Origin of the sequence: Bacillus sp. FSL K6-1284 (assembly GCF_038002625.1) — a bacterium.
In the GTDB taxonomy this organism is placed as follows: domain Bacteria; phylum Bacillota; class Bacilli; order Bacillales; family Bacillaceae; genus Bacillus; species Bacillus paralicheniformis.
Genome location: NZ_JBBOCW010000001.1, coordinates 3,516,986 through 3,538,438 on the forward strand (window position 1 = coordinate 3,516,986; position 21,453 = coordinate 3,538,438).

The following is a 21,453-nucleotide window of genomic DNA, read 5'->3' on the forward strand; positions in this document are numbered from 1 at the left end:
CGCTAAAAGGAGGCAGACTCATGCAGCAACAGCAAGGAATGACAACACCGCCGCCAGTCATTTCAACAAAGGATCATCTGTATTTGCAGGATATGCTGAACTGGAACTTGCTCGCAATGAAAAAAGCGCATTTTATGGCGGACCAGTGCCAGGATCAGTCTCTTAAAACAGAACTCGACAGGGTCGGACAAATGCACCATCACCATTACAATGTGATATTGGAGCAGCTTCGTCAAAATCAAACGCAAAACCCGTCAGCATACATGCAATAGGAGGTTAATGATGAATCAGCAAAACCAACAGAAAATCGGCAATCAGGAAACTCCTGTCCCGAAAACGAGCACGATGAATGACAGGGATTTTGTCAACGAACTGCTGACAACCGAAAAATACATGACGGCAGCATACTCGACAGCGCTTAATGAATTAAGCCATGAGTCGCTTTACCAAGCCGTTCAGCCGCTGTTTAATGAGGCGCAAAACGTACAGCGCAGATTGTACCAGGTGATGTTTCAAAACGGATGGTACAAGGTGGAGGCAGAAGATGCCCAGAAAATCCAGCAGTCTTATCAGCAGTTCCATTCTACATTGCAAGACCAGTCGCCATATCAGCAAAACCAATAAACAAAAAATAAGCAGAGGAGTCTCCCTGCTTATTTTTTTTGATTAGCCGCTCGGTGCGCTTCATTTCGTTCTTTAATTTGGCGGATTACTTCTTTTATCTCCTGCTTCGCATCCGGATAAGCTCCGTTCCAATGCTTGGCGAGGGGCGGCATGCTTTTGGCGATATGGCTGTAGATGATCCACATCTTCACCTGTTCTTTCAGTTCTTCGTCCGTTTCGCCTAAAAGCAGCTCCGTATATTTCTCAACAAGTCCATCCAGCTGCTCCTTTAGTTTTTCCACTCACGACACCCTTTCTTTACGTTTATTTCTCGGGCATGTCCTGCATTTGACACCGTTTTTGTCTGTTGCATAATACAGACAGCAAGTCGTCCGTGTCCGGTCCTCCGCATGCTGTCCGGGATAAAACCTTTTGAGAGGGTTTTCGTCCGCCCCTTCTTCAAAAAGACCGGGCTCAGCTTCATAAAGAAGAAAATGAAAATCTTGCGCCGCCCGCGCCTTGAGTTTCGGATCTTCCAGAAGCGTGTCATACATCCAATACAGATAAACGGCAATATTTTCCCAAAGAATATGCTTTGAAATCGAAAATACCCGCCGACAGGCCGCGATCAGGCCGCCAAGGTGGCACCTGAAGATATCCTCAGTCAATCTTTTCAGTTCTTCGGTGCGATCCGCTTCGATAAGCTCAGCACCTTTGTGAAAATAAAACGACGGCATCCACCCTCGATCATCGGCTTCTATCTCCCATGACACGGAAGCAGGAGCGGTTGGCAAGCGCTTTCCCCAAACCGTAAACAGATAGAAATGCAGCGCAGCCAGCATCCCGCTGCGCTTGACGAGCATTGAAGCCGCAACTTTTTGATTCGGAGCGTTCAGCCTGTCTTTAATATCTTCTACATAACGTTCTAAAAAATCCTCATCAAGGAGCTTGTTTCCTTTAACAGAGAATAAGGAGCCGGTCTGCTTCGTTCCAAGGCGAAAACGAAGCAATGACTCAAGCTCCTCTTTTGTTAAATTAAGCATGGGACTGAACCACCTGCTGGACGATGCATCTTCCTCTTCCGTACGGAATGCAGTGCGGCGTGCCGAAAAGCGGATCTTTCGTCACTTCGCAGTCCATTTCAAAAACGTCCTGCACAAGCTTGCAGTTGATAATGGATTCAGGCCGGCCTTCGGCATATATCTTTTTATCTTTAATCGCGACGAGGTGGTGAGCGTAGCGGCAGGCAAGGTTCAAATCGTGCAGCACCATCACGATCGTGCGCTTTTCGTGTTCATTTAATTCAAACAAAAGGTCCAGAATTTCAATTTGATGCGTCATATCCAAGTATGTCGTTGGTTCATCCAGTAATATGATATCCGTTTCCTGGGCGAGCGTCATCGCGATCCAGGCGCGCTGCCGCTGGCCTCCTGACAAGGAATCGACTGTGCGCTCAGCCAGTTCTTCCATTCTTGTCGCTTTCAAAGCCTTTTGCACGGCCTCTTCATCTTCCGCCGACCATTGCTTCAGCCAGTTTTGGTAAGGGTACCGCCCCTGCTTAACGAGCTGGAGAACGGTCAGGCCTTCCGGAGCCGAAGGGCCTTGAGGCAGAATGGCCAGCTCCTTTGCCACTTCTTTCGTGGGAAGTTTGGCGATGGAGCTGCCTTCGAGAAGCACTGAACCGCCCTTTGGCTTCATCAAACGTGCGAGAGACCGAAGGAGAGTCGACTTACCGCAGCCGTTGCTGCCGATAAATACGGTGATTTCACCTTTTGGGATCGTTAAGTTTAACTCATCAATAATGATTGTTTCTCCATAACCTAAGCTTAACGTTTCTGTTGAAATGGCACTCATAAATGAAATCTCTCCTTTTATTGGTTTCTGCTTTTATACAGCAAGTAGATAAAGTAAGGGGCGCCGATCGCTGCAGTAAACACACCGGCAGGCACTTCAACGGGAGAAAAAAGCGTGCGTCCGATGATGTCGGCAATCAGCACAAGCAATCCTCCGATCAGCGCTGCAACCGGCAAGAGGGCGCCGAATGATGAACCGACAAGCCTTCTTGCGATATGCGGGGCCATCAAACCGACAAATCCGACGGTTCCGGCAAAGGCAACGGCAATTCCGGCAAAAGCCGTGCTCAGCAGAAGGAGCAAAAAGCGGTTCCGCTGAACCGAGCTGCCCGCTCCTGTCGCCAGTTCTTCACCAAGCGTCTGAATGTTGACGTTTCTGGCGGCGGCTGCGGATATCAGCAAAAGGACAAGCGCAGCCGGCATTAAAATATTCACATCCTGCCAGTTCGATCCATATACTGATCCGGTAATCCAGACGTTCGCCTGAGACATTCTGTATATCGGTCCTTTTATCATAAACAATGTCGTCAGCGACTGGGCAAGCATCGAAAATCCGATTCCGATCAAAACGAGCCTGAAAGTCGAAGAGCCGTTTTTATATGAAAGAAAATAAACGAGCATTCCGGCGAGAGCCGCGCCGATAAATGCGGCAACCGGGAGCCAGCTGATGCTGACCGTAAGCGCATTGTTTTTATTGGAAAACAGCATTAAAAACAAGACAACGGCGACTGAAGCCCCGCCGGTCACACCGATAATATCCGGCGAAGCGAGCGGATTGCGGATCAGACCCTGAAGGATCGATCCGGCTGCCGCCAGACAGATTCCGGCAAACAGAGCGACCAAAATCCGCGGCATCCTGAAGGACATAATGATCAGGTCATCGCCCGGATCCCCCATGCCCAAAAACGTTTTCGCGACGGCGCCCGGAGAAATAAAACGTTCACCGATGCCGGCGCTGAGGATGACTGCACAAGCCGTCAACACCAATAGGATCACGAACGAAAACAGCGCTTTTTTGCCGATCAACAATGAAATGCCGCCTTTTCCGATTCTCAGCGTGCGGTAATTTTTCATTTTTGGAACCCCCTTCTCGCGATATAGACAAAAATGGGTGTCCCAATGATGGCTGTCATGACGCCGACAGGCACTTCTTCAGGCATAATCAGGTACCTTGCGCCAATGTCTGCGGTTACAAGCAGGATGGCTCCCAGCACGGCACAGTACGGAAGAACCCAGCGATGGTCGTGGCCGACGATAAATTTTGCAAAATGCGGGATAACAATACCGATAAAACCGATCGGCCCGGCGACGGCGACAGATCCCCCGGCAAGCAGGATAATCGAAACCGCCATCAACGCTTTGATCAGCCACGTTTTCTGGCCGAGGCTTTTTGCCACTTCCTCCCCCATCGTTAAGACATTGATTTTCGACCCGAGTAAAAAGCTGATGATGAATGCCGGCACGATATATGGAAGGACGGAGACCAAGAGGCTGAGGTCGCGCCCCTGGACAGAGCCCGCAAGCCAAAACAGCGCCTGCTCAAGAGCTGCTTCATTAACGGAAAGCATGCCTTGCGTCAATGATGAGAACAGCGCTGACATCGCCGCCCCTGCAAGCGTCAGCTTGACCGGCGTCAGCCCTTCCCTTCCGAGAGAGCCGACAAAATAGACGACAAGCGCGGCAAACGCTGCACCAAAAAACGAGATCCATGCAATCGTCTGAAGCGAACTGACGTGATAGAAAAACAGCGCTCCAACAACAAAGAAACCGGCACCCGCGTTCACGCCGAAAATTCCCGGGGAAGCAAGCGGGTTTTTGGTCATCGCCTGCATTAAAGCGCCGGCAACTCCGAGGGAAGCGCCGACAGTTGCAGCAATCAGCGCGCGCGGCAAACGCACGTTTTTGATGACAAGATGTTCATTAGAGCCGCTGAAGCCGGTAAAAGCCTTGTAGGCCATCGACCATGACGTATTCGTATAACCGTATACGATACTAGCGCAAACGGCGGCAACCAGCACCAAAATAAAAGACAGTAGTGCGATTGTTCTATATTTATTCGTTCTTAAGAGCATAAATTAAAATTCTCCTAGTTTGACTGAAACATCTACTGGTTATTGTATCAGATAACATTGATCTTGAAAATCATTTTCAATTAACAATTGACAAAATTCTGATCAAAAATTATGATCAGGATGAATGACTTACATACCTAAGGAGGACACACATGAAGAGATGGTCAATTGTTGGATTTATCGCTTTGTTAGCGATTTCAATTCTTGCAGCCTGCGGCGGAGGCAAGGATGACTCTGCAAAGGGCGGAGAGAATAAAGATACGATCACCGTTAAACACGCAATGGGTACGGAAGAACGAGTGCCTGCAGACCCAAAAAGAGTCGTCGTCCTAACAAATGAAGGAACCGAAGCGCTTTTGGAACTCGGAATCAAACCTGTGGGTGCAGTCAAATCCTGGACAGGCGATCCTTGGTATAAGCATATTCAAGCCGATATGAAAGGCGTTAAGCAAGTCGGGCTCGAAGGCGAACCGAATATCGAAGCGATAGCCGAGCTAAAGCCTGATTTAATCATCGGGAATAAAATGAGACATGAAAAAATCTACGACAAGCTTGAAAAAATTGCTCCGACTGTCTTCTCTGAAACGCTGCGCGGCGAATGGAAAGACAACTTCTCCCTCTACGCGAAAGCGGTAAACAAAGAGGAAAAGGGCAAAGAAGTTTTAGAAGATTTCGATAAAAAAGTCAGCGAATTAAGCGACAAGCTCGGTGACCAGAAAAAGAAACGGGTGTCGGTTGTCAGATTTATGGCCGGCCAATCAAGGATTTACTATAAAGATTCTTTCCCGGGAATCATCTTGGATCAGCTCGGTTTTAAGTATCCGGAAAAACAGGAAAAACTGTTTGAAAAACAAGACGACAAATTTGTTTTTATGACGGAAAATAAAGAATCGATCCCTGAAATGGATGGGGATGTCCTGTTCTATTTCACATATAAACCTGCCGAAAGCAAAACAGAGGCCGAAACATGGCAAAACGATTGGACAAGCGATCCGCTTTGGAAAAAATTGAACGCTGTCAAAACCGGAAACGCCCACGAAGTCGACGATGCGATCTGGACGACGGCCGGCGGTGTCAAAGCAGCGTATCTGTTCCTTGATGACATCGAAAAATACTTTTTAAAATCGTAAGCAAAAAAGAGCATTTCCGCCGTTGGAAATGCTCTTTTGTTTATTTTCCGTGATAGATTCTTGACGTACCATCCGGCCATTTCACCCGCAGATGAAACAGGTCATATCGCTCATCAAGATTGAAAGCCTCGAGCACATTGCTGATCACGTCCTGCTTTGAATCGGATTTGGCGATCGAAAGCTCGCTTAAAACCATTTTCATTTCGTTTAAAGCTTCTTCCCCTTCGCGGTCCGCTCCGTTCAGGTGGTCTTTAATCGATGCTTCTTCCCGCTCCTGTTTGTCGTATACGGCTGTAAACGAATTGTGCTTTCCACGGCCATAGTTCACTTCCAATGCAAATGCAGCGTAAGGCACGCTTTCCACATCTGAAACAGGAGCGTTATCGGGAACGGCCTCCTTGCCTTCGGCATGTTCTTCCGCTATTGAACGGCAGCCGGTCATCAGGATCATGACGAGAGCGATAACGGCCATCCGAAATAGGTTCATACCGTTCATCTCCTCTATGCACATTATCCTTAGCTATGTCCACTTTGCGGAAACTCATTCAATCTCTCAGCGGAAGCCTTTATATCATCTCTAACCATGCTTCTGCATCACGGACAGCCGGCTGAATGGCCGCTTCCCAGAAATCCCGCTTCGTCAGATCGGCGCCGAGATGCTTCATCGCCAGTTCCTCAACAGACATGGAGGCTGTATCTTTTAAGAGCGCGATATATTTTTCTTCAAACGCCGTCCCCTCTTTCAGCGCTTGCGCGTAAATGCCAAGCGAAAACAAGTAGCCGAACGTATAAGGAAAATTGTAGAACGGGACAGACGTAATATAAAAATGAAGCTTTGATGCCCAAAAATACGGATGATACTCGCCAAGCGCGCCGCAAAACGCTTCTTTCTGAGCTTCTTCCATCAGCTCGTTCAGTCTTCCGGCGGATACGACGCCGTTTTTTCGTTCATCGTAAAAGCGGGTTTCAAATAGAAACCTCGCGTGAATGTTCATAAAAAAGGCGACGCTTCGCTGGACTTTATCTTCCAGAAGGACGAGTTTTTCTTCGTCTGAACCGGCTTGTTTTAATGCCGCATCAGCCACGATCATTTCTGCAAAAGTGGACGCGGTTTCCGCCACGTTCATCGCGTACGCCCTGTTTAGCGGTCTGACGTCCAGCATGGATTCCTGATGAAAGGCATGGCCAAGCTCATGCGCCAGCGTGGAAACGTTTGACTGGCTTCCTGCAAATGTCATAAATATTCTCGATTCCCCGCTGTCAGGAAAATTGGCGCAAAAGCCGCCCGGGCGTTTGCCTCCCCTGTCCTCAGCTTCAACCCATCTGTCTCTGAGCGCTTTTTCGGCAAAGGAGGAGAGCTTTTCTCCAAACGTTTTAAACTGCCCGGTAATAAAAGCGGCTGCCTCTTGATACGAATATTCCTTTGCCGCTGAACCGATCGGCGCTTCGACGTCATACCAGCTCAGTTTATCCAGCCCAAGCATAGACGCCTTCCGGGAAAGATAGTCTGCAAACGGCTTTTTATGATCAATAATGACCTGCCACATGACATCAAGGGTTTCCTGCTTCATGCGATTGATGTCCAGGGGTTCTTTTAATACATTGTCCCAGCCTCTCGCCTCATAGACGTTCAGTCTGAAACCGGCGAGGTGATTCAGCGTGCTGCTGAGCAAATCAGCGTGCTGTTCCCAGCCGTGGTCCAAATTTTCCGATACGGAGCGGCGGATCTTTCTGTCAGGTTTAGATGTCAGGTTCTGCGCCTGTCCGACAGACAGAATTTTCGTCTCGCCATCTTCTTCATACGGGATTTGAATTTGGTCGACGATGCTGTCGTACATATCACCCCAAGCATGATATCCGTCAACAGACAAACCTTGAATCAATGTTTCCTGTTCGGAACCAAGCTTTTCCGTTACCCGCTCCCTTCTCTCATTCAAAATATAAGCGATATTGGAAATGCCTGCTTCTTGAAGGATCGCTTCCCATTCTTCATTTGAGACAACGGCAAATTTGCTGTCAAGCACGACCAGCGCCTTCTGAGCATCGGCAGCGAGCTGGGTGACCTCAAAATTAAGGGCATTCGCCTTTAAATCCGCAGTGTCCTGCGCTTGGAGACATCCGACAAAAGCGTCTGCTTCGCGGATTTTAACATCAATTGTTTCAAAAAGCGCCAGTGTTTCCTTCAATTCATCAAGACCGCTTTTTGAGACGGTAAGAGCCTCGGCAGAGCGTTTAAAAGTTGAAAGCAGTGCTTTAATTTCATTTAAATATTGACGGAACTCGACGGAGCCGCTCCCGCCTTTAAAGAAAACCTCGAGATCCCACGTATCTTTAAGTTGATGAAATGTCATTGTTCCCGTCCCCTTTCATTGGCTTGTTTCCATTATAAGATAAATTTGGCTTTTCAGGGCAAATAAAAAACGGCCGGCTTGTGAGCCGGCACGCCTCTTCCCTGATCATATTACAGCTGCCTCATCCGTTTGACCGCATAGCTGGCCGTCAATAAACCGATTAGGCCGAACACAAATAAATACAATCCGCCTTTACTTTGCGGCGGGCCTTGAACAGCATCTGTGCCGCTTGATATTTCCGCGCTGAATGGTTCTGCGATTTGCAGGGCCTGAAGCAGCCTGCCGTCCTCCCCTTTAATGTTCAGAATTCCGTCGCTGTCTACATTTTCACTCAGGGCTTCGCCTTTCTTTTTCGTCACGTATAAAGGGTTTTTCAGTTCATGGCTTGTCCCGTTCTGGTCGGTAAACGCCTCTCCCTTTTTGAGTTCTTGTGTCTCGTAATTGTGAAATCCTTCATCCAGAAGCGTTTTTGTATCGCTGTACATCATTTTCTTGCTATCGGCCTTCATGATGACGGCGATTAAATTAAGGCTGCCCCGTGTTGCCGTTGTGACAAGGGTATGCTTTGATTCATCCACAAATCCTGTTTTGCCGCCGGTTATTCCTTTGTAAGGAATCTCACCTGTCAGCATTCGGTGATGGTTTTTCAGCGTCGTGTCCCACGTCTGTCCGTGCCATGACGTTTGCTTTTCCGAAAAAAGCGCTCGAAACGTTTTGTTTTTCATTGCGTACTCGGTAATTCTCGCCATGTCGGCGGACGTCGTATAATGATTTTTGTCAAACAGTCCGTGAGGATTCACAAAATGAGTGTCATGCACTCCGGCATGCTCAGCAATAAACGCGTTCAAATCATCCGCAAACTGTTTCACGCTTCCGCTGACATGTTCGGCGATCGCCGTTCCGGCGTCATTTCCCGAATTCATCAGCAGCCCTTGGAGCAGCCGTTTTAATGGAACCGACTCCCCCGCTTCCAGATATACGCTTGATCCTTCCGTTTGAGCAGCATTTTTGCTGACTTTCACACGATCTTCTAGATTTCCGTTTTCTATTGCATAAATCGCCGTGGCAATTTTTGTAATGCTGGCCGGGTACATTTTTTTGCGGCTGTTTTTTTCATAGAGAACCTGCCCCGATTTCCCATCGATCAATATGGCGGAAACACTTTTAATTTCCGGTTTGTTTTTTTCTCCTGCTTGAGCCGAGCTATGAAAAAACAGCGTCAGACATAGTACAATAATGAACAGGAGGGATCGTTTAACATTCATCGTGTCACCCTGCCTTCTTTCTCTCTTGCGTTTTTTTATAAAAAATAGGTCTTTTAGCACTTTTTAAATTTTATCAATGATAAACTGCCGCTGACAAGCCTTTTTTTGTCAACAAGCCAAAATTTTGAATGGAGGAAACTCATTGAATAATAAAATCGCCATCGTAACAGGCGCGACGAGCGGATTTGGTTTATTGACCGCTTTAAAACTCGCCGGCACTCATTTCGTCATCGCAACGGCGCGCCATCCCGAAAAAGCGGAAGCTTTACGGAACCGCATAGCGGAGCTTTCGATCGATTCATCGATTGCCGTCACTGAACTAGATGTCACAAACGAACAATCGATTTCAACATTTACCGAAGAGCTGAAACCGTACGGACAGATAGACGTTCTCGTCAATAATGCAGGAACGGCATACGGCGGATTTACTGAAGAGCTTTCTCTTGACGACTACAGAAAACAGTATGAGACAAATGTTTTCGGCCTGATGGCGGTAACGAAAGCGGTCCTTCCTTATATGAAGAAACACAGCGGCGCCAAAATCATTAATCTGAGCAGTATCAGCGGACAGATCGCTTTCCCCGCTTTCTCGGCATATGCTTCATCAAAGCATGCGGTTGAAGGCTTTTCAGAAAGCCTCCGCCTCGAACTCCGCCCATTCGGAATCGATGTGGCCGTCGTCCAGCCGGGATCGTATCAGACGGCGATTTGGGAGACATCATTTGCCGCCCAGGTCACTGCACCTGAAGCCGAATCACGGTACAGTACATATTTTGAGCGAATCTCCGCCTACATTGCGGCGAACCGCCAATATTACGGAAACCCTGATGATGTGGCTGAACTGATTTGCCGCCTCGCTGTAAAAAAGCGGCTGAACAGGCTGCGCTATCCGATCGGCAGGGGCGTCCGCCTCATGATCCTCCTCCACAGCGCCCTGCCATGGAGGATTTGGGAACGCGCGGTCATTAAAAATTTGTTTAAATAAGGTTATTTAAAATAATTATAATTTAGTATTGATTTTAATCTTATATTTGTTATAATATAATTAACAAATGAAAACACGAGGAGGAAATATCACATGATCTCTCAACAATTAAAACAGCAAAATCCTGTACTTGAAAACTCAATGAATACGAATTTGTCCAACTGGTTCATTCTCTACACGAAGCTTCACCGTTTTCACTGGTATGTAAAAGGGCCGCAGTTCTTTACCCTTCATGAAAAATTCGAAGAGCTTTACAACCATGCCGCAGAAACGGCAGATGTGGTCGCGGAACGCTTGCTGGCCATCGGCGGACAGCCGCTTGCCACAATGAAAGAATACCTTGACCACGGCACAATCGAGGAAAACGGATCCGAAAAAACGGCCGAAGAAATGGTTTCCGCACTTGTCAGCGATTACCGTCAAATCCGCGATGAAATTCAGCATACCATAGAACTGGCGGAAGAAAAATCAGACCATTCTACCGCTGACCTTTATATCGCCCTGACAGAGGAAATTGATAAGCAAATTTGGATGCTTAGTTCATTTTTGGACAAGTAATATGAAAAAGCCATGGCAGACGCCATGGCTTCAGATTGTTGACAAAATCCCAAAGCGGCTTTTTGTTTTGGGATTTTGTCATCCTTTCAGCGTGACCCTCAACCCTTGCAGTCTAGGAAAGCCGAGCATCGGAAGCTGACTTTCACAGGATGTGATGACGGCGGCGTTTAGGCAGGACGCCTGGGCGGTTAGCCGCCGATCCTTCCTCTATTCGTGAGCACCGACGCGCAGGCCTGACAACGAATGCGAGGGTTTGTCGACACGCTGAAAGCCATGGCAGACGCCATGGCTTTTATTTATGATTTGCTTTTCGCAAGCTTTGCTTTCATTGTTGTTTGCTTTCCGTTTCTCAGCACCTCAAATGTGACGGTATCTCCTGCTTTTGCTTCAGTATAAAGAATTTTTCTAAGATCTGAAGTGGTTTCGACGTTTTTGCCGTTCATTTTGGTAATGACGTCGCCGGCTTTCATGCCCGCATCAGCCGCAGGCGATTTCGGCGATACTTTATCGACGTACACGCCTTTATTGAGCTGGTCTCCGAAAAGGCCAAGCGTATTTTGCTGATACTGTTCCGGCACCTGCTGCATATCGATCATTTGCACACCCAGGAAAGGCCGCTCCACTTTTCCTTTTTGCAAAAGCTCGTCAACGATCGGCTGAACATCATTGCTCGGAATCGCGAAACCAAGTGATTCAACACCGCTTTGGCTGATCTTCAGGCTGTTGATGCCGATGACCTGCCCGCTGCTGTTAATCAGAGGGCCGCCGCTGTTTCCAGGGTTGATCGCCGCATCTGTCTGAAGGACGTTCATATCCCAATTCCCTTCAGATGTGGAGACTTCAATTGTCCGGTTGACACCGCTGATGATACCTTCTGTAACCGTTCTTGAAAATTGAAGGCCAAGAGGGTTCCCGATCGCGATTACTTTTTCACCGGCGCGAAGTTTTGCGGAATCTCCGAAACTTGCAACCTTATCAACGCCTTTGCTGCTGATCTCTAAAACAGCCAGATCAGTCAAAGCGTCACTGCCGATAATCTTGGCATCCGCTGTCTTACCGTTGTATAAGGAGATGGTTACCTTCGAAGCGCCTTCAACGACATGGTTGTTTGTAATAATGTAGGCCTTGCCGCCGTCTTTCTTAAAGACGACGCCTGATCCCGTGCCGCTTTCCTCCACGTCGTCCTCAGAGAAGCCGAAGCTCGTTTGAATATTTGAAACGCCGACGATTGCAGGCTCCAAATCTTCCACCATATCAGGCACGTTATCTGCGTTTGTGACAGGTTTTGTGTTGAAATTCTGCGACTGCTTTGGCTCTGTCTGTTCGGTTCCGGCGGTTTCGCTCGGATGATCGCCCGGAAGATACGGAGAGATTCCAAGCACTAAACCGCCCCCGATGATGCCGCCCAAAATCGGGCTCAGCCACGAAGCCTTACGCCGCTTTTCTTTTGCCGCTCTCGTTTCCTTGGCATCTTCCAGGGCTGCAGCGGTTTCTTTATTCGTAAGATCTGACTGATCGTCTGTATCCTTCTTTAAAATCAGCTCGGGCTCCTTTGCCGGCTGTTCTGACTGCTGCTCCTCAGAACCTGCCGTTTGCGGCGTCTGCGCTTCTTCGCGAAGCTGCTCTTCATTTGCATGTTTTTGTTCGTCATCGCGTCTAAAATCCATAAGCGTACACTTCCTTTATTTTTCTTGTCTTCAACTATCGCAAATGGCATAAAAGCTTTAACATCCACAAAAAAAGAGACCCGGCCGTCGTTCACTCTGTTTTCATTCCCTTTCTTCCCTGATGAGTATGTTACGAAAACATTGTGGGATAAAAATGAAAAGAATATGTGAAATTATGAAAATTGACCAGACTTATGTTAAAACTAGTATAATGACGTAGAAAGGATGTGAACCGCCCTTGTCATACTCCATTTATCTAGTTGAAGATGAAGAGAATTTAAATGAATTGCTGACAAAATACTTAGAGAGTGAAGGCTGGCACGTCACTTCTTTTCTAAACGGTGAAAGTGCCAGGCAAAAAATAGGCCAGTCACCTCATTTATGGATTCTCGATATCATGTTACCAGATATCGACGGGTATACGCTAATAAAAGAAATAAAAAATCATGATCCGGAAGTCCCCGTCATTTTTATTTCTGCACGCGATGCCGATATTGACAGAGTGCTGGGGCTTGAGCTGGGCAGCAGTGACTATATATCTAAGCCGTTTCTCCCCAGGGAACTGATCATCCGCGTACAAAAGCTGCTCAAGCTGATATATAAAGAAGAACCGGGAGAAATGAAGAAAGGAACGCCGGTTTCCTGCTATGAAGTCTATGAAGACTTGAGAGAAGTCTATGAAAATGGCAGCATGATCAATTTGACGTCAAAGGAATTTGATCTTCTGCTTCTATTTATAAACAACAAAGGCCGCGCCTTTTCAAGGGAGGATATCCTCACCAGCGTCTGGGGAGACGATTACTTCGGAACCGACCGCGTCGTTGACGATCTTGTCAGAAGGCTGCGCAAGAAAATGCCCGAACTGAAAGTGGAAACCATCTACGGGTTCGGCTACAGGATGTTGAAATCATGAAGAACAGGTCGCTCGCCTTTCAAATTTGGAGTGTCATTTGCGGCATCCTGTTAACGGTCTCGATTTTGCTGACGTTTTTATTCTCGACAACACTGCAGAACTTTTTTACTGACGAAATTTATACGAACATTGAAAATGAGCAGCATGTTCTCACAGAATACGGATTTTCCGATTCACCGGAAAGAGGCTTCGGCGGAAGCAGCGGCTCACGAAGCACAAACCGCCACGTTCAGCACGTCCTGCTGCCTGAGAGAGGAACCGTCTACCAAAGCCCGCAGATTCTCCCTGATTCATTTATCGAGAAGGTTCAGAAGCTCGGCAAAAGACAGGACGAGTCCTCAAAAAGGTATTCGGAGAATGTCAACGGAGAGCACATTTTCTTTGTGCTCAAAAAAATCCAGACCCAGGACCAGACGTTTCTGCTATTGTCCTATGCGCTTGATTCATACAGGGACGATTTGTCCCATACGCTGTTTAAGCAGCTGCTGTTTATTTTGATTGTCGTCATTTTGCTGAGCTGGATTCCTTCCATCTGGCTGGCGAAATATTTATCAAGACCGCTCGTCACGCTTGAAAAACACGTCAAACAAATCTCTAAACAGGACTGGGATGATCCCGTGATTGTCGACAGGGAAGACGAAATCGGCAAGCTCGGGCACACCATTGAGGACATGCGGCAAAAGCTCATCCAGAAAGATGAGACAGAACGCACGCTCCTGCAAAACATCTCCCACGATCTGAAAACGCCGGTCATGGTCATCCGCGGGTATACCCAGTCGATCAAAGACGGCATCTACCCTAAAGGAGATTTGGAAAACACGATTGAAGTCATTGAAGGCGAAGCTGAAAAACTTGAAAAGAAAATCAAGGATCTTCTTTATCTGACAAAGCTTGATTATTTGCTGAGACAAGAAAGACAGTACGGAACTTTTGATATACAAGAGGTCATTAAAGAAGTTGTTGAACGCTTGAAATGGTCCAAAAAAGAATTGAACTGGAAGATTGATCTTGAAGAGGAAACAATGTTGACGGGCGATCAAGAACAATGGAGCAAGCTGTTGGAAAACGTTCTTGAAAACCAGATCCGCTATGCGGAGACATGCATTGAAATCAGCGTCAGGTCGACGAAAAAACATACGTTGATCACCATTAAAAATGACGGACCACACATTGAAGAAGAGATGCTTTCCAGCCTGTATGAGCCTTTTAATAAAGGGAAGAAAGGCGAATTCGGCATTGGACTCAGCATCGTTAAACGAATCTTGACGCTCCACCATGCTGACATGACCATTCGGAATGATCAAACCGGTGTGTGCTACTCAATATCCGTTCCGCGAAATTAGACTGTAGACGCTGCAGTCTTTTTTCATATAAACGAATAGCCGTTGAAATCCCGATAGCTGGGCTTCATCGTGTTTTTCGGCTTTTTCATCCATTTCTTTTCGCACAGGACATGCTTTGGATATTTGACTTTGTCCACCTTAATTCCCCTGCTGCGCAGGCGCCTGATCATATCATCGATTTCTTTCATCAACCTTCACCCTTTCTCCACAAATTTTGACCACTCGGTCACCTTACTTTATAATATAAATAATATCAAACAAAAAAACAAGTTACAATCTAGTTAAAAATATAACGGAGCAGAAAAAGTGACCCGCCAGTCACCACGGTCCGCCGAAAGCCGCTTTCGGGTTCGATCTTTCAGGAAGGTGAAAGCAATGAAACAAAAAGAGAAAGTCATTATTGAAACAGCCATCAAACTTTTCGCAAAAAAAGGATACAGCTCTACTTCAGTTCAGGAGATTGCAAAAGAGTGCCAAATGTCAAAAGGCGCTTTCTACATTTATTTCAAATCAAAGGAAGCGCTCCTCCTTTCAGTCCTTCACTACTACTATGAAAGAATCTTTACCCGAATTCAGAAAATCAAAACGGAGCATGACCATCCGCGCGATGTGTACCGGATGCAGCTCGTCGTTTTTTTCGAAAACATTTTGGAGCACAAAGAGTTTATCACGATGCAGTTTAATGAGCGGTCAATGCCGATCAATGACGAAATTGAAGCGTTCGCGAAAAAAATGCGGAGAACCACGCTCAGGCTGCACATCGAAAACATCCAGAACATTTACGGCAAAGACATTGAACCGTACAGCGCCGAACTGTGCTTTATGATCAACGGAATGAGCGATGTCTATCTTGAGCTGATGATTTTGCTGCACCATTCGTTCGACCTGCAGTCTCTCGCCGACCACATGCTGAACCGCCTCGACGATTTGGCAAAGGGGATGATCAAGCGCAATGATCAGCCGCTGATTTCATTCGAAAAAGCAGACGAGTGGTTCGGCCCCTTTTACACATTTGATCCGCTGAAGGACGCCCTCCTCAATGAAATGCGTGTCAAAGCGAACAAGCAGTACAACGGCGCTCCTCCTGCCGATCTTGCCGAAAGCCTGGATATTCTGGAAAAAGAGCTTAGAAAAGAAAAGCGCAAAAACGCCATCATCAAAGGCATGATATCCAACTTGAAGGAATATGATGCGATTCGAAAAGAAACGGACAAACTCGCTGAATTGATCAAAAAAGACATGCACCATCCGCACGGATGATTCGCAAAACAAAACCGGCTGCAATACATGCAGCCGGTTTGTTGATTATGCTTTCGGTTTCACCATTTCTTCAGGTTTTACAACTTCGTCGAACTGCTCCTCTGTTAAAAGGTTCAGTTTGAGCGCCGCTTCTTTCAGCGTCAGCCCTTCTTTATGGGCCAGCTTCGCGATTTTCGCCGCATTTTCGTATCCGATATGCGGGTTTAAAGCCGTAACCAGCATGAGAGAATTGGTCAGGTTCTTTTCAATTGTTTCCCGATTAGGCTCAATTCCCACGGCACACTTGTCATGGAATGAATTCATGCCGTCGGCAAGAAGCTGAACGGATTGCAGGAAGTTGTATATAATCACCGGTTTAAAGACGTTCAGCTCAAAGTTCCCCTGGCTCGCGGCAAAGCCGATCGTTGCGTCATTCCCCATGATTTGGGATGCGACCATTGTCAGCGCTTCGCTTTGCGTAGGGTTTACTTTTCCAGGCATGATCGAGCTTCCCGGCTCATTTTCCGGAATAATCAATTCGCCGATTCCGCAGCGCGGTCCGCTTGCAAGCCATCTGACATCATTGGCGATTTTCATGAGATCTGCTGCAAGCGCTTTAAGTGCGCCATGAACGTGTGTCAGTTCATCATGGCTTGTCAGCGCATGAAACTTATTAGGCGAGCTTTTGAATGTCTGTCCGGTCAAGGCGCTGATCTCTCCGGCAACAGTGCTTCCGAATTCAGGGTGAGCATTAATGCCTGTTCCCACGGCAGTTCCGCCGATGGCAAGATCGCGGATTTTGTCAGCCGATTCAAGGATCATCTCTTTAGAACGGTCCAGCATGTATACCCAGCCGCTGATTTCCTGTCCCAATGTCAGCGGTGTCGCGTCCTGCAAATGAGTGCGGCCGATTTTGACAATGTCTTTGAACGCTTCAGCTTTTTCATGCAGCGTGCCTCTCAAGCGGTCAATCGCCGGGATCAGTTTATCGTGAATCGCGAGGACAGCAGCCACGTGCATCGCTGTCGGGAATGTATCGTTAGAGCTTTGGCTGCGGTTGACATCATCATTCGGATGAATCTTCAAGCTTGAGCCTTTTTCCTGCAAATAAGCCGTTCCCCTGTTTGCCACGACTTCATTCATATTCATGTTGCTCTGTGTTCCGCTCCCGGTCTGCCAGACGACCAGCGGAAAATGGCTGTCATACTTTCCTTCTAAAATATCATCGCATACGGAAACAATCGCTTCCTTTTTTTCCGCTTCAAGATTGCCAAGCTTTTCATTGGCAATCGCGGCGCTTCTTTTCAGGATTGCAAACGCATACACAATTTCCTGCGGCATTTTCTCAGAACCGATTTTAAAGTTCTCCTTGCTTCTTTGGGTTTGAGCTCCCCAAAACTTATCGGCGGGAACCTTGACTTCACCCATCGTATCTTTTTCAATTCTGTAATCCACTTTCGAATCCCTTCCTTCTCTCAATCTGCAATAATCTATATTTCGATAAAAATCGATAAAACCCTTCCATTTAAATTTTATCTTTATTTTAATTTTAGCTCAATATAAACTCGGGAATCTTTTGCATATTTATATTTCGGGTTTGTCTTGCCGTATTCTTTCGATACATATGAAACCTCATAATGCTTAGAAAAAGATTGGATAATGCGTTCAATCTCTTCCGGTTTCCCCGTAAGCCTGATCTGCGCCAACTTTTCTCACTCCGTCTCTGTTCAATGAAAATTTCACCAAACACTACTGTAACACAGTATATTGTTTTTTTAACAGGAAAAGATAACCTATATCAAATTCCAGAAACACCAGGCAGGTGACGATCATGACTCAGTCGGAATTCAAGGAACACATCCATGAGAATCTCGCAATTCTTCTTCCCCATCTTGAGCACAACGATGATCTGATTCAAAACAAAAAAATGCTGAAAAACGGAATCATTTTTTACTTTTTGTACTTTAAAGATTTGAATGATGATAAGAAAATCCAAAAAGCGGCGAAATTGCTGGTCTCGGATGACAGCTCTTATTCACTGGAGGATGTCCGTCTCCGTTTAAATAAGCTGAATGCGGAACCCGTTACAAAAGAAAAAGACGCCATCAACGCGATATTCAAAGGAAAGTGCCTGCTCTTGATCAATGGCATGAATGTTATTTTTGCGCTGCCAACATCTGAGAAAAAGAAAAGAAGTCTTGGAGTCGTAGATACGGAAAACGTCGTCAGAGGCCCGAAAATCGGCTTTATCGAGGATGTCGATACAAATGTGGCCCTGGTCAGGCAGCGTGTCCCGGATCAAGAACTGACCGTGGAAAAAATACCGATCGGCAAGAACAAGTTTAAAGACGCGACCATTATCTATATCCAGGGCAAAGCGGACGATTCGGTCATTAAAGATCTAAAAAAACGCCTCAAGAAGGTTCGGCTGGATGACATTCAGGATACCGGGGTTCTTGAAGAATTAATCGAGGATAATAAGTACTCGCCGTTCCCGCAGATTCAGAACACCGAAAGGCCTGACAAGGTTTCTTCAGCGCTGTTTAATGGACGGATCGCCATCTTTGTCGATTACTCGCCATTTGCCCTGATCGTTCCCGCTTCTTTCGGAATGGTGATGCAGTCCCCGGACGATTTTTACGAGAGGTGGATCGCCGCGACCTTAATTAGATTTCTCCGGTTCAGCTCGATTTTCATCACCTTGTTCCTGTCGGCGTTTTATATTTCGCTTGTGTCTTTTCATCAAGGGATGCTGCCGACAGCACTCGCTGTTACGATTGCAAGCACGCGCGAAAATGTGCCGTTTCCGCCGCTCCTTGAAGCGATGATTATGGAAGTAACGATCGAACTCTTAAGGGAAGCAGGACTGCGGCTTCCCAATCCGCTCGGCCAGACAATCGGCCTCGTGGGAGGAGTCGTCATCGGCCAGGCGGCGGTCGAAGCCAATATCGTCAGCTCCGTGATGGTAATCATCGTCAGCATTATCGCCCTTGCGTCATTTACTGTGCCGCAGTACGGCATGGGTCTGTCGTTTCGCGTGCTGCGGTTTATTTCCATGATAGCTGCATCCGTGTTCGGACTTTACGGGATCATATTATGCATGCTCGTCATCTTCACTCATTTGGTCAGGCAAAGGAGCTTCGGCATCCCGTATTTTAACCCGAACCATTTTTTCAGCTTAAAACATACCGATGAAGCCATCATTCGTCTGCCAACAAAAGACCGGGAGGTGAACCCTGAAAATGGTTCCAAGAAATCAGCACGATCGGATTAGCACATATGAAGCCGCTTCGATCATTACGAGCACAATGCTCGGGGCAGGCCTGCTAACGCTGCCGAGGGCGCTGACGCAAAAGACGCTGTCGCCAGATGGATGGATCGTATTGATCGTAGAGGGGCTCGTCTTTTTTCTCATTATCTACATCAATGCCAAAATCGTTAAAAAGCACAACGTCCTGTCTTTTTTTGATTACACAAGAGAAGGCTGCGGCTTTATGATCGGGAATATTCTCAACCTTTTAATCGTTTTATACTTCATGGGCGTGGCCAGCTTTGAAGCAAGGGCAATGGCTGAAATGGCAAAGTTTTTCCTTCTTCAGTTCACACCAATGGGCGTGACAATTTTTGCTTTTATCGTTTGTGCAATTTATTTGGTCATCGGCGGTATCAGCGATATGTCCAAGCTATTTCCGTTCTTTCTGTCCATTACGATCGTCGTTCTTCTCATCGTTTACGGACTGAGCATGAATATGTTTCAGCTGAACCATTTGCGTCCGGTTCTCGGCCTTGGATTGGAGCCGGTCAGCAGAGCTTTGACGGTGGTTTCCATTTCATTTTTAGGGGTGGAGCTGATGATGTTTCTGCCGAAATACATTAAAAACAAAGAAAAGCTCTTTAAAGCATCCGCGATCGGATTTGGGATCCCGCTCTTCTTATATATTCTCACCTTCACGGTCGTTGTTGGGGCGCTGACAGCGACTGAGGTTATGACAATGACATGGCCGACGATCTCGTTATTTCAGTCTTTTGAGATAAGAGGGATTTTCATCGAAAGGTTCGAATCTTTTTTGCTCGTCATTTGGACGATCCAGTTTTTCACAACATTTGTCGTCTATACGTACTTTGCCGCCTCAGGACTTGAAAACGTATTCGGATGGCCTGTGAAAAAAAACGTCCTCTTTGTCGGCGCCATTGTTTATCTGGCATCTCTTGTTCCGCGGGACGCCAACCAGGTCAGCGCCTTCAGCGATTTCCTCGGGTATATCTTTATCGTTGTCTTCTGTGCGCTCCCGCTTCTGATCTTTTTGCTCGTGTCCGTCAAAAGGAGGTTTACGTCTTCGTGAAAAAAAAGGGAATGTTAGCAGTCTTGTCCCTGCTTCTCCTTTTAACAGGCTGCTGGGACAGCAGGCAGATTGAAAAACTCAGCATCGCCATCGGCCTTGCCCTCGATAAAGGTGAGGATGATAAAAAGGTGAAATTGACGTATCAGTTCCTCGTTCCTAAAAAGATCGGACAAGACGGCAGCGCTCAGGATCCGACCAAAGTGGTGTCCACTTCTGGAAATACGGTTCATCAAACCATCCGTTCCACCGCTTTGAAAAATTTCCCGGTATTCTCGCAGCATCTGCAAGTCCTGATTTTCTCGGAGGATCTTGTATCCGATATTTCTTTGGAAGCGTTGATCAATCAGTTTATCCGGGACAACAGCATCAGAAGGAGCAGTGAGGTCTATATGACGCCCGGGGCGGCCGGCAGCATTTTGAAGATTGATGATGCCGGAGATCCCGCGTCTGACGTGATCCACAACATCTCTGAAAACAGAGCATCAACGATCAAGCTGCTCGATCCTGTTACATTGGGCGACATTTCAATCAAATTGCAGTCCGATTTGTCTTTTATCATGCCGAAGGTTGTCGTCGAAAAGGGGCAGCTGCAGCTTGAAGGAGGCGCCGTGATCAAAAACAACAAATATCATGCAAACCTTTCGCCTCCTCAGATCGAAGCGCTGAATTTATTAACGGGCCATGTAAACGGAGGGGTGATCGACTCAAAGCATGATGGCCATTTATTCTCGTATGAAGTGTTTTCGATGACACACCGCGTTCGGGCGATGAGGCAGAACGGAAAGTACAAATTTGTCATCAATGCCAATATTAAAGGAAGGCTGTCAGAAGACTGGTATCTTGGGGAGGATTCTTTTAATGATCAATACATTAAAAATATTGAGAAATCGGTTCAAAGAGACATCGAAAAGCGGGTTGAACGTCTGATCCATGTCCTGCAGCACGAAATCAAAACGGACGTCACCGATCTTTCCGACAATGCCCGAATCACTTTTCCGAAGGAATGGGAAAGAGACAGATCCAATTGGGATAAACACTTCAGCGAAGCCGATATCGACTTTCACATTAAAGCGACAATTCAGGACTTTGGGACAAAAGGTGCGACAAAAAGCAGCTAGCGGCCCGTTTTTC

At 46.9% G+C, this 21,453-nt stretch carries 23 protein-coding genes; 11 read left to right on the top strand and 12 right to left on the bottom strand.

Translation table 11 applies throughout. The features are described from left to right. The first annotated feature begins 20 nt into the window (after nt 1–20). Nucleotides 21–272 (top strand): hypothetical protein, encoded by a 252-nt coding sequence (locus tag MHB72_RS18080; RefSeq protein ID WP_023856221.1) that lies wholly within the window; start codon nt 21–23, stop codon nt 270–272. 10 nt (nt 273–282) lie between these two features. After that, entirely contained in the window at nt 283–624 is a 342-nt protein-coding gene (locus tag MHB72_RS18085; RefSeq protein WP_075212655.1) for a spore coat protein, read from the top strand. Between the two features lie 29 nt (nt 625–653). On the opposite strand, the gene MHB72_RS18090 is transcribed toward MHB72_RS18085, so the two are convergent. Genes MHB72_RS18090 through MHB72_RS18110 form a run of 5 tightly spaced genes read right to left on the bottom strand, consistent with a single transcriptional unit; the run spans nt 654 to nt 4,528 of the window. Continuing rightward, complete coding sequence (locus MHB72_RS18090) at nt 654–905, bottom strand: YusU family protein (protein WP_020452886.1); 252 nt, start codon at nt 903–905, stop codon at nt 654–656. Next, a complete protein-coding gene (locus MHB72_RS18095) occupies nt 906–1,646 on the bottom strand; it encodes an IucA/IucC family C-terminal-domain containing protein (protein ID WP_103750111.1) in 741 nt (246 codons plus the stop codon). Then, a complete protein-coding gene (locus MHB72_RS18100; protein WP_020452888.1) occupies nt 1,639–2,457 on the bottom strand; it encodes an ABC transporter ATP-binding protein in 819 nt (272 codons plus the stop codon). Before MHB72_RS18100 ends, MHB72_RS18095 begins: the two co-directional genes overlap by 8 nt. 17 nt (nt 2,458–2,474) lie before the next feature. Beyond that, nucleotides 2,475–3,530 (bottom strand): FecCD family ABC transporter permease, encoded by a 1,056-nt coding sequence (locus tag MHB72_RS18105; protein WP_035400297.1) that lies wholly within the window; start codon nt 3,528–3,530, stop codon nt 2,475–2,477. After that, nucleotides 3,527–4,528 carry a FecCD family ABC transporter permease gene (locus tag MHB72_RS18110; RefSeq protein ID WP_020452890.1) on the bottom strand — a complete coding sequence of 334 codons (1,002 nt, stop codon included), beginning with the start codon at nt 4,526–4,528 and terminating at the stop codon, nt 3,527–3,529. The genes MHB72_RS18105 and MHB72_RS18110 overlap by 4 nt, the downstream gene beginning before the upstream one ends. A 152-nt stretch (nt 4,529–4,680) precedes the next feature. Here MHB72_RS18110 and MHB72_RS18115 point away from each other — a divergent pair, with 152 nt between their 5' ends. Continuing rightward, the gene (locus MHB72_RS18115) at nt 4,681–5,658 is read left to right on the top strand and encodes an ABC transporter substrate-binding protein (protein WP_020452891.1); all 978 of its coding nucleotides are present in this window, start codon (nt 4,681–4,683) and stop codon (nt 5,656–5,658) included. A gap of 40 nt (nt 5,659–5,698) precedes the next feature. Here MHB72_RS18115 and MHB72_RS18120 read toward each other — a convergent pair whose 3' ends face one another. The 3 genes from MHB72_RS18120 to MHB72_RS18130 form a co-directional block, all read right to left on the bottom strand. Further along, nucleotides 5,699–6,145: a YusW family protein gene (locus MHB72_RS18120; RefSeq protein ID WP_020452892.1), complete on the bottom strand. Its 447-nt coding sequence runs from the start codon at nt 6,143–6,145 to the stop codon at nt 5,699–5,701. A 79-nt stretch (nt 6,146–6,224) separates the two neighbouring features. Beyond that, the gene (locus MHB72_RS18125; RefSeq protein ID WP_216919564.1) at nt 6,225–8,009 is read right to left on the bottom strand and encodes a M3 family oligoendopeptidase; all 1,785 of its coding nucleotides are present in this window, start codon (nt 8,007–8,009) and stop codon (nt 6,225–6,227) included. A gap of 110 nt (nt 8,010–8,119) precedes the next feature. Beyond that, entirely contained in the window at nt 8,120–9,274 is a 1,155-nt protein-coding gene (locus MHB72_RS18130; RefSeq protein ID WP_026580086.1) for a D-alanyl-D-alanine carboxypeptidase family protein, read from the bottom strand. 142 nt (nt 9,275–9,416) lie between these two features. On the opposite strand from MHB72_RS18130, the gene MHB72_RS18135 reads away from it, so the two are divergent. Together MHB72_RS18135 and MHB72_RS18140 are read left to right on the top strand one after the other, a co-directional pair. Next, on the top strand, nt 9,417–10,259 hold the full coding sequence (locus tag MHB72_RS18135) for an oxidoreductase (RefSeq protein ID WP_216919561.1): 843 nt from the start codon (nt 9,417–9,419) through the stop codon (nt 10,257–10,259). A 93-nt stretch (nt 10,260–10,352) separates the two neighbouring features. Beyond that, a complete protein-coding gene (locus MHB72_RS18140) occupies nt 10,353–10,817 on the top strand; it encodes a Dps family protein (protein WP_020452896.1) in 465 nt (154 codons plus the stop codon). Nucleotides 10,818–11,113: 296 nt separating this feature from the next. Here MHB72_RS18140 and MHB72_RS18145 read toward each other — a convergent pair whose 3' ends face one another. Continuing rightward, the gene (locus tag MHB72_RS18145; RefSeq protein WP_095292314.1) at nt 11,114–12,484 is read right to left on the bottom strand and encodes a S1C family serine protease; all 1,371 of its coding nucleotides are present in this window, start codon (nt 12,482–12,484) and stop codon (nt 11,114–11,116) included. A gap of 238 nt (nt 12,485–12,722) precedes the next feature. On the opposite strand from MHB72_RS18145, the gene MHB72_RS18150 reads away from it, so the two are divergent. Beyond that, nucleotides 12,723–13,397 carry a response regulator transcription factor gene (locus tag MHB72_RS18150; RefSeq protein WP_023856226.1) on the top strand — a complete coding sequence of 225 codons (675 nt, stop codon included), beginning with the start codon at nt 12,723–12,725 and terminating at the stop codon, nt 13,395–13,397. Further along, entirely contained in the window at nt 13,394–14,740 is a 1,347-nt protein-coding gene (locus tag MHB72_RS18155; RefSeq protein ID WP_026580088.1) for a sensor histidine kinase, read from the top strand. The genes MHB72_RS18150 and MHB72_RS18155 overlap by 4 nt, the downstream gene beginning before the upstream one ends. Nucleotides 14,741–14,763: 23 nt before the next feature. Here the strand turns inward: MHB72_RS18155 and spxO are convergent, their stop codons facing one another. Next, nucleotides 14,764–14,928, bottom strand: a complete 165-nt coding sequence (gene spxO, locus MHB72_RS18160) for an anti-adapter protein SpxO (RefSeq protein WP_023856228.1) — start codon at nt 14,926–14,928, stop codon at nt 14,764–14,766. A 187-nt stretch (nt 14,929–15,115) separates the two neighbouring features. On the opposite strand from spxO, the gene MHB72_RS18165 reads away from it, so the two are divergent. Then, nucleotides 15,116–16,000, top strand: coding sequence for a TetR/AcrR family transcriptional regulator (locus tag MHB72_RS18165; RefSeq protein WP_023856229.1), 885 nt, complete (start codon nt 15,116–15,118; stop codon nt 15,998–16,000). Between the two features lie 45 nt (nt 16,001–16,045). Here the strand turns inward: MHB72_RS18165 and fumC are convergent, their stop codons facing one another. After that, nucleotides 16,046–17,434 (bottom strand): class II fumarate hydratase, encoded by a 1,389-nt coding sequence (gene fumC, locus MHB72_RS18170; RefSeq protein WP_095292311.1) that lies wholly within the window; start codon nt 17,432–17,434, stop codon nt 16,046–16,048. Between the two features lie 83 nt (nt 17,435–17,517). Continuing rightward, nucleotides 17,518–17,685: a YvzF family protein gene (locus tag MHB72_RS18175; RefSeq protein ID WP_020452898.1), complete on the bottom strand. Its 168-nt coding sequence runs from the start codon at nt 17,683–17,685 to the stop codon at nt 17,518–17,520. Between the two features lie 125 nt (nt 17,686–17,810). Here MHB72_RS18175 and MHB72_RS18180 point away from each other — a divergent pair, with 125 nt between their 5' ends. Genes MHB72_RS18180 through MHB72_RS18190 form a run of 3 tightly spaced genes read left to right on the top strand, consistent with a single transcriptional unit; the run spans nt 17,811 to nt 21,440 of the window. Next, complete coding sequence (locus tag MHB72_RS18180) at nt 17,811–19,253, top strand: spore germination protein (protein WP_095292308.1); 1,443 nt, start codon at nt 17,811–17,813, stop codon at nt 19,251–19,253. Beyond that, nucleotides 19,222–20,322, top strand: coding sequence for an endospore germination permease (locus MHB72_RS18185; RefSeq protein WP_144498898.1), 1,101 nt, complete (start codon nt 19,222–19,224; stop codon nt 20,320–20,322). Before MHB72_RS18180 ends, MHB72_RS18185 begins: the two co-directional genes overlap by 32 nt. Further along, a complete protein-coding gene (locus MHB72_RS18190) occupies nt 20,319–21,440 on the top strand; it encodes a Ger(x)C family spore germination protein (RefSeq protein WP_026580092.1) in 1,122 nt (373 codons plus the stop codon). The genes MHB72_RS18185 and MHB72_RS18190 overlap by 4 nt, the downstream gene beginning before the upstream one ends. Nucleotides 21,441–21,453: the final 13 nt, after the last annotated feature.

Bases quoted from the DNA above. Each gene is read 5' to 3' on its own strand.
- MHB72_RS18080 (WP_023856221.1), top strand. From the start codon at position 21: ATGCAGCAACAGCAAGGAATGACAACACCGCCGCCAGTCATTTCAACA.
- MHB72_RS18085 (WP_075212655.1), top strand. From the start codon at position 283: ATGAATCAGCAAAACCAACAGAAAATCGGCAATCAGGAAACTCCTGTC.
- MHB72_RS18095 (WP_103750111.1), bottom strand. From the start codon at position 1,646: ATGCTTAATTTAACAAAAGAGGAGCTTGAGTCATTGCTTCGTTTTCGC.
- MHB72_RS18100 (WP_020452888.1), bottom strand. From the start codon at position 2,457: ATGAGTGCCATTTCAACAGAAACGTTAAGCTTAGGTTATGGAGAAACA.
- MHB72_RS18105 (WP_035400297.1), bottom strand. From the start codon at position 3,530: ATGAAAAATTACCGCACGCTGAGAATCGGAAAAGGCGGCATTTCATTG.
- MHB72_RS18110 (WP_020452890.1), bottom strand. From the start codon at position 4,528: ATGCTCTTAAGAACGAATAAATATAGAACAATCGCACTACTGTCTTTT.
- MHB72_RS18115 (WP_020452891.1), top strand. From the start codon at position 4,681: ATGAAGAGATGGTCAATTGTTGGATTTATCGCTTTGTTAGCGATTTCA.
- MHB72_RS18120 (WP_020452892.1), bottom strand. From the start codon at position 6,145: ATGAACCTATTTCGGATGGCCGTTATCGCTCTCGTCATGATCCTGATG.
- MHB72_RS18125 (WP_216919564.1), bottom strand. From the start codon at position 8,009: ATGACATTTCATCAACTTAAAGATACGTGGGATCTCGAGGTTTTCTTT.
- MHB72_RS18130 (WP_026580086.1), bottom strand. From the start codon at position 9,274: ATGAATGTTAAACGATCCCTCCTGTTCATTATTGTACTATGTCTGACG.
- MHB72_RS18140 (WP_020452896.1), top strand. From the start codon at position 10,353: ATGATCTCTCAACAATTAAAACAGCAAAATCCTGTACTTGAAAACTCA.
- MHB72_RS18145 (WP_095292314.1), bottom strand. From the start codon at position 12,484: ATGGATTTTAGACGCGATGACGAACAAAAACATGCAAATGAAGAGCAG.
- MHB72_RS18155 (WP_026580088.1), top strand. From the start codon at position 13,394: ATGAAGAACAGGTCGCTCGCCTTTCAAATTTGGAGTGTCATTTGCGGC.
- spxO (WP_023856228.1), bottom strand. From the start codon at position 14,928: ATGAAAGAAATCGATGATATGATCAGGCGCCTGCGCAGCAGGGGAATT.
- MHB72_RS18165 (WP_023856229.1), top strand. From the start codon at position 15,116: ATGAAACAAAAAGAGAAAGTCATTATTGAAACAGCCATCAAACTTTTC.
- MHB72_RS18180 (WP_095292308.1), top strand. From the start codon at position 17,811: ATGACTCAGTCGGAATTCAAGGAACACATCCATGAGAATCTCGCAATT.
- MHB72_RS18185 (WP_144498898.1), top strand. From the start codon at position 19,222: ATGGTTCCAAGAAATCAGCACGATCGGATTAGCACATATGAAGCCGCT.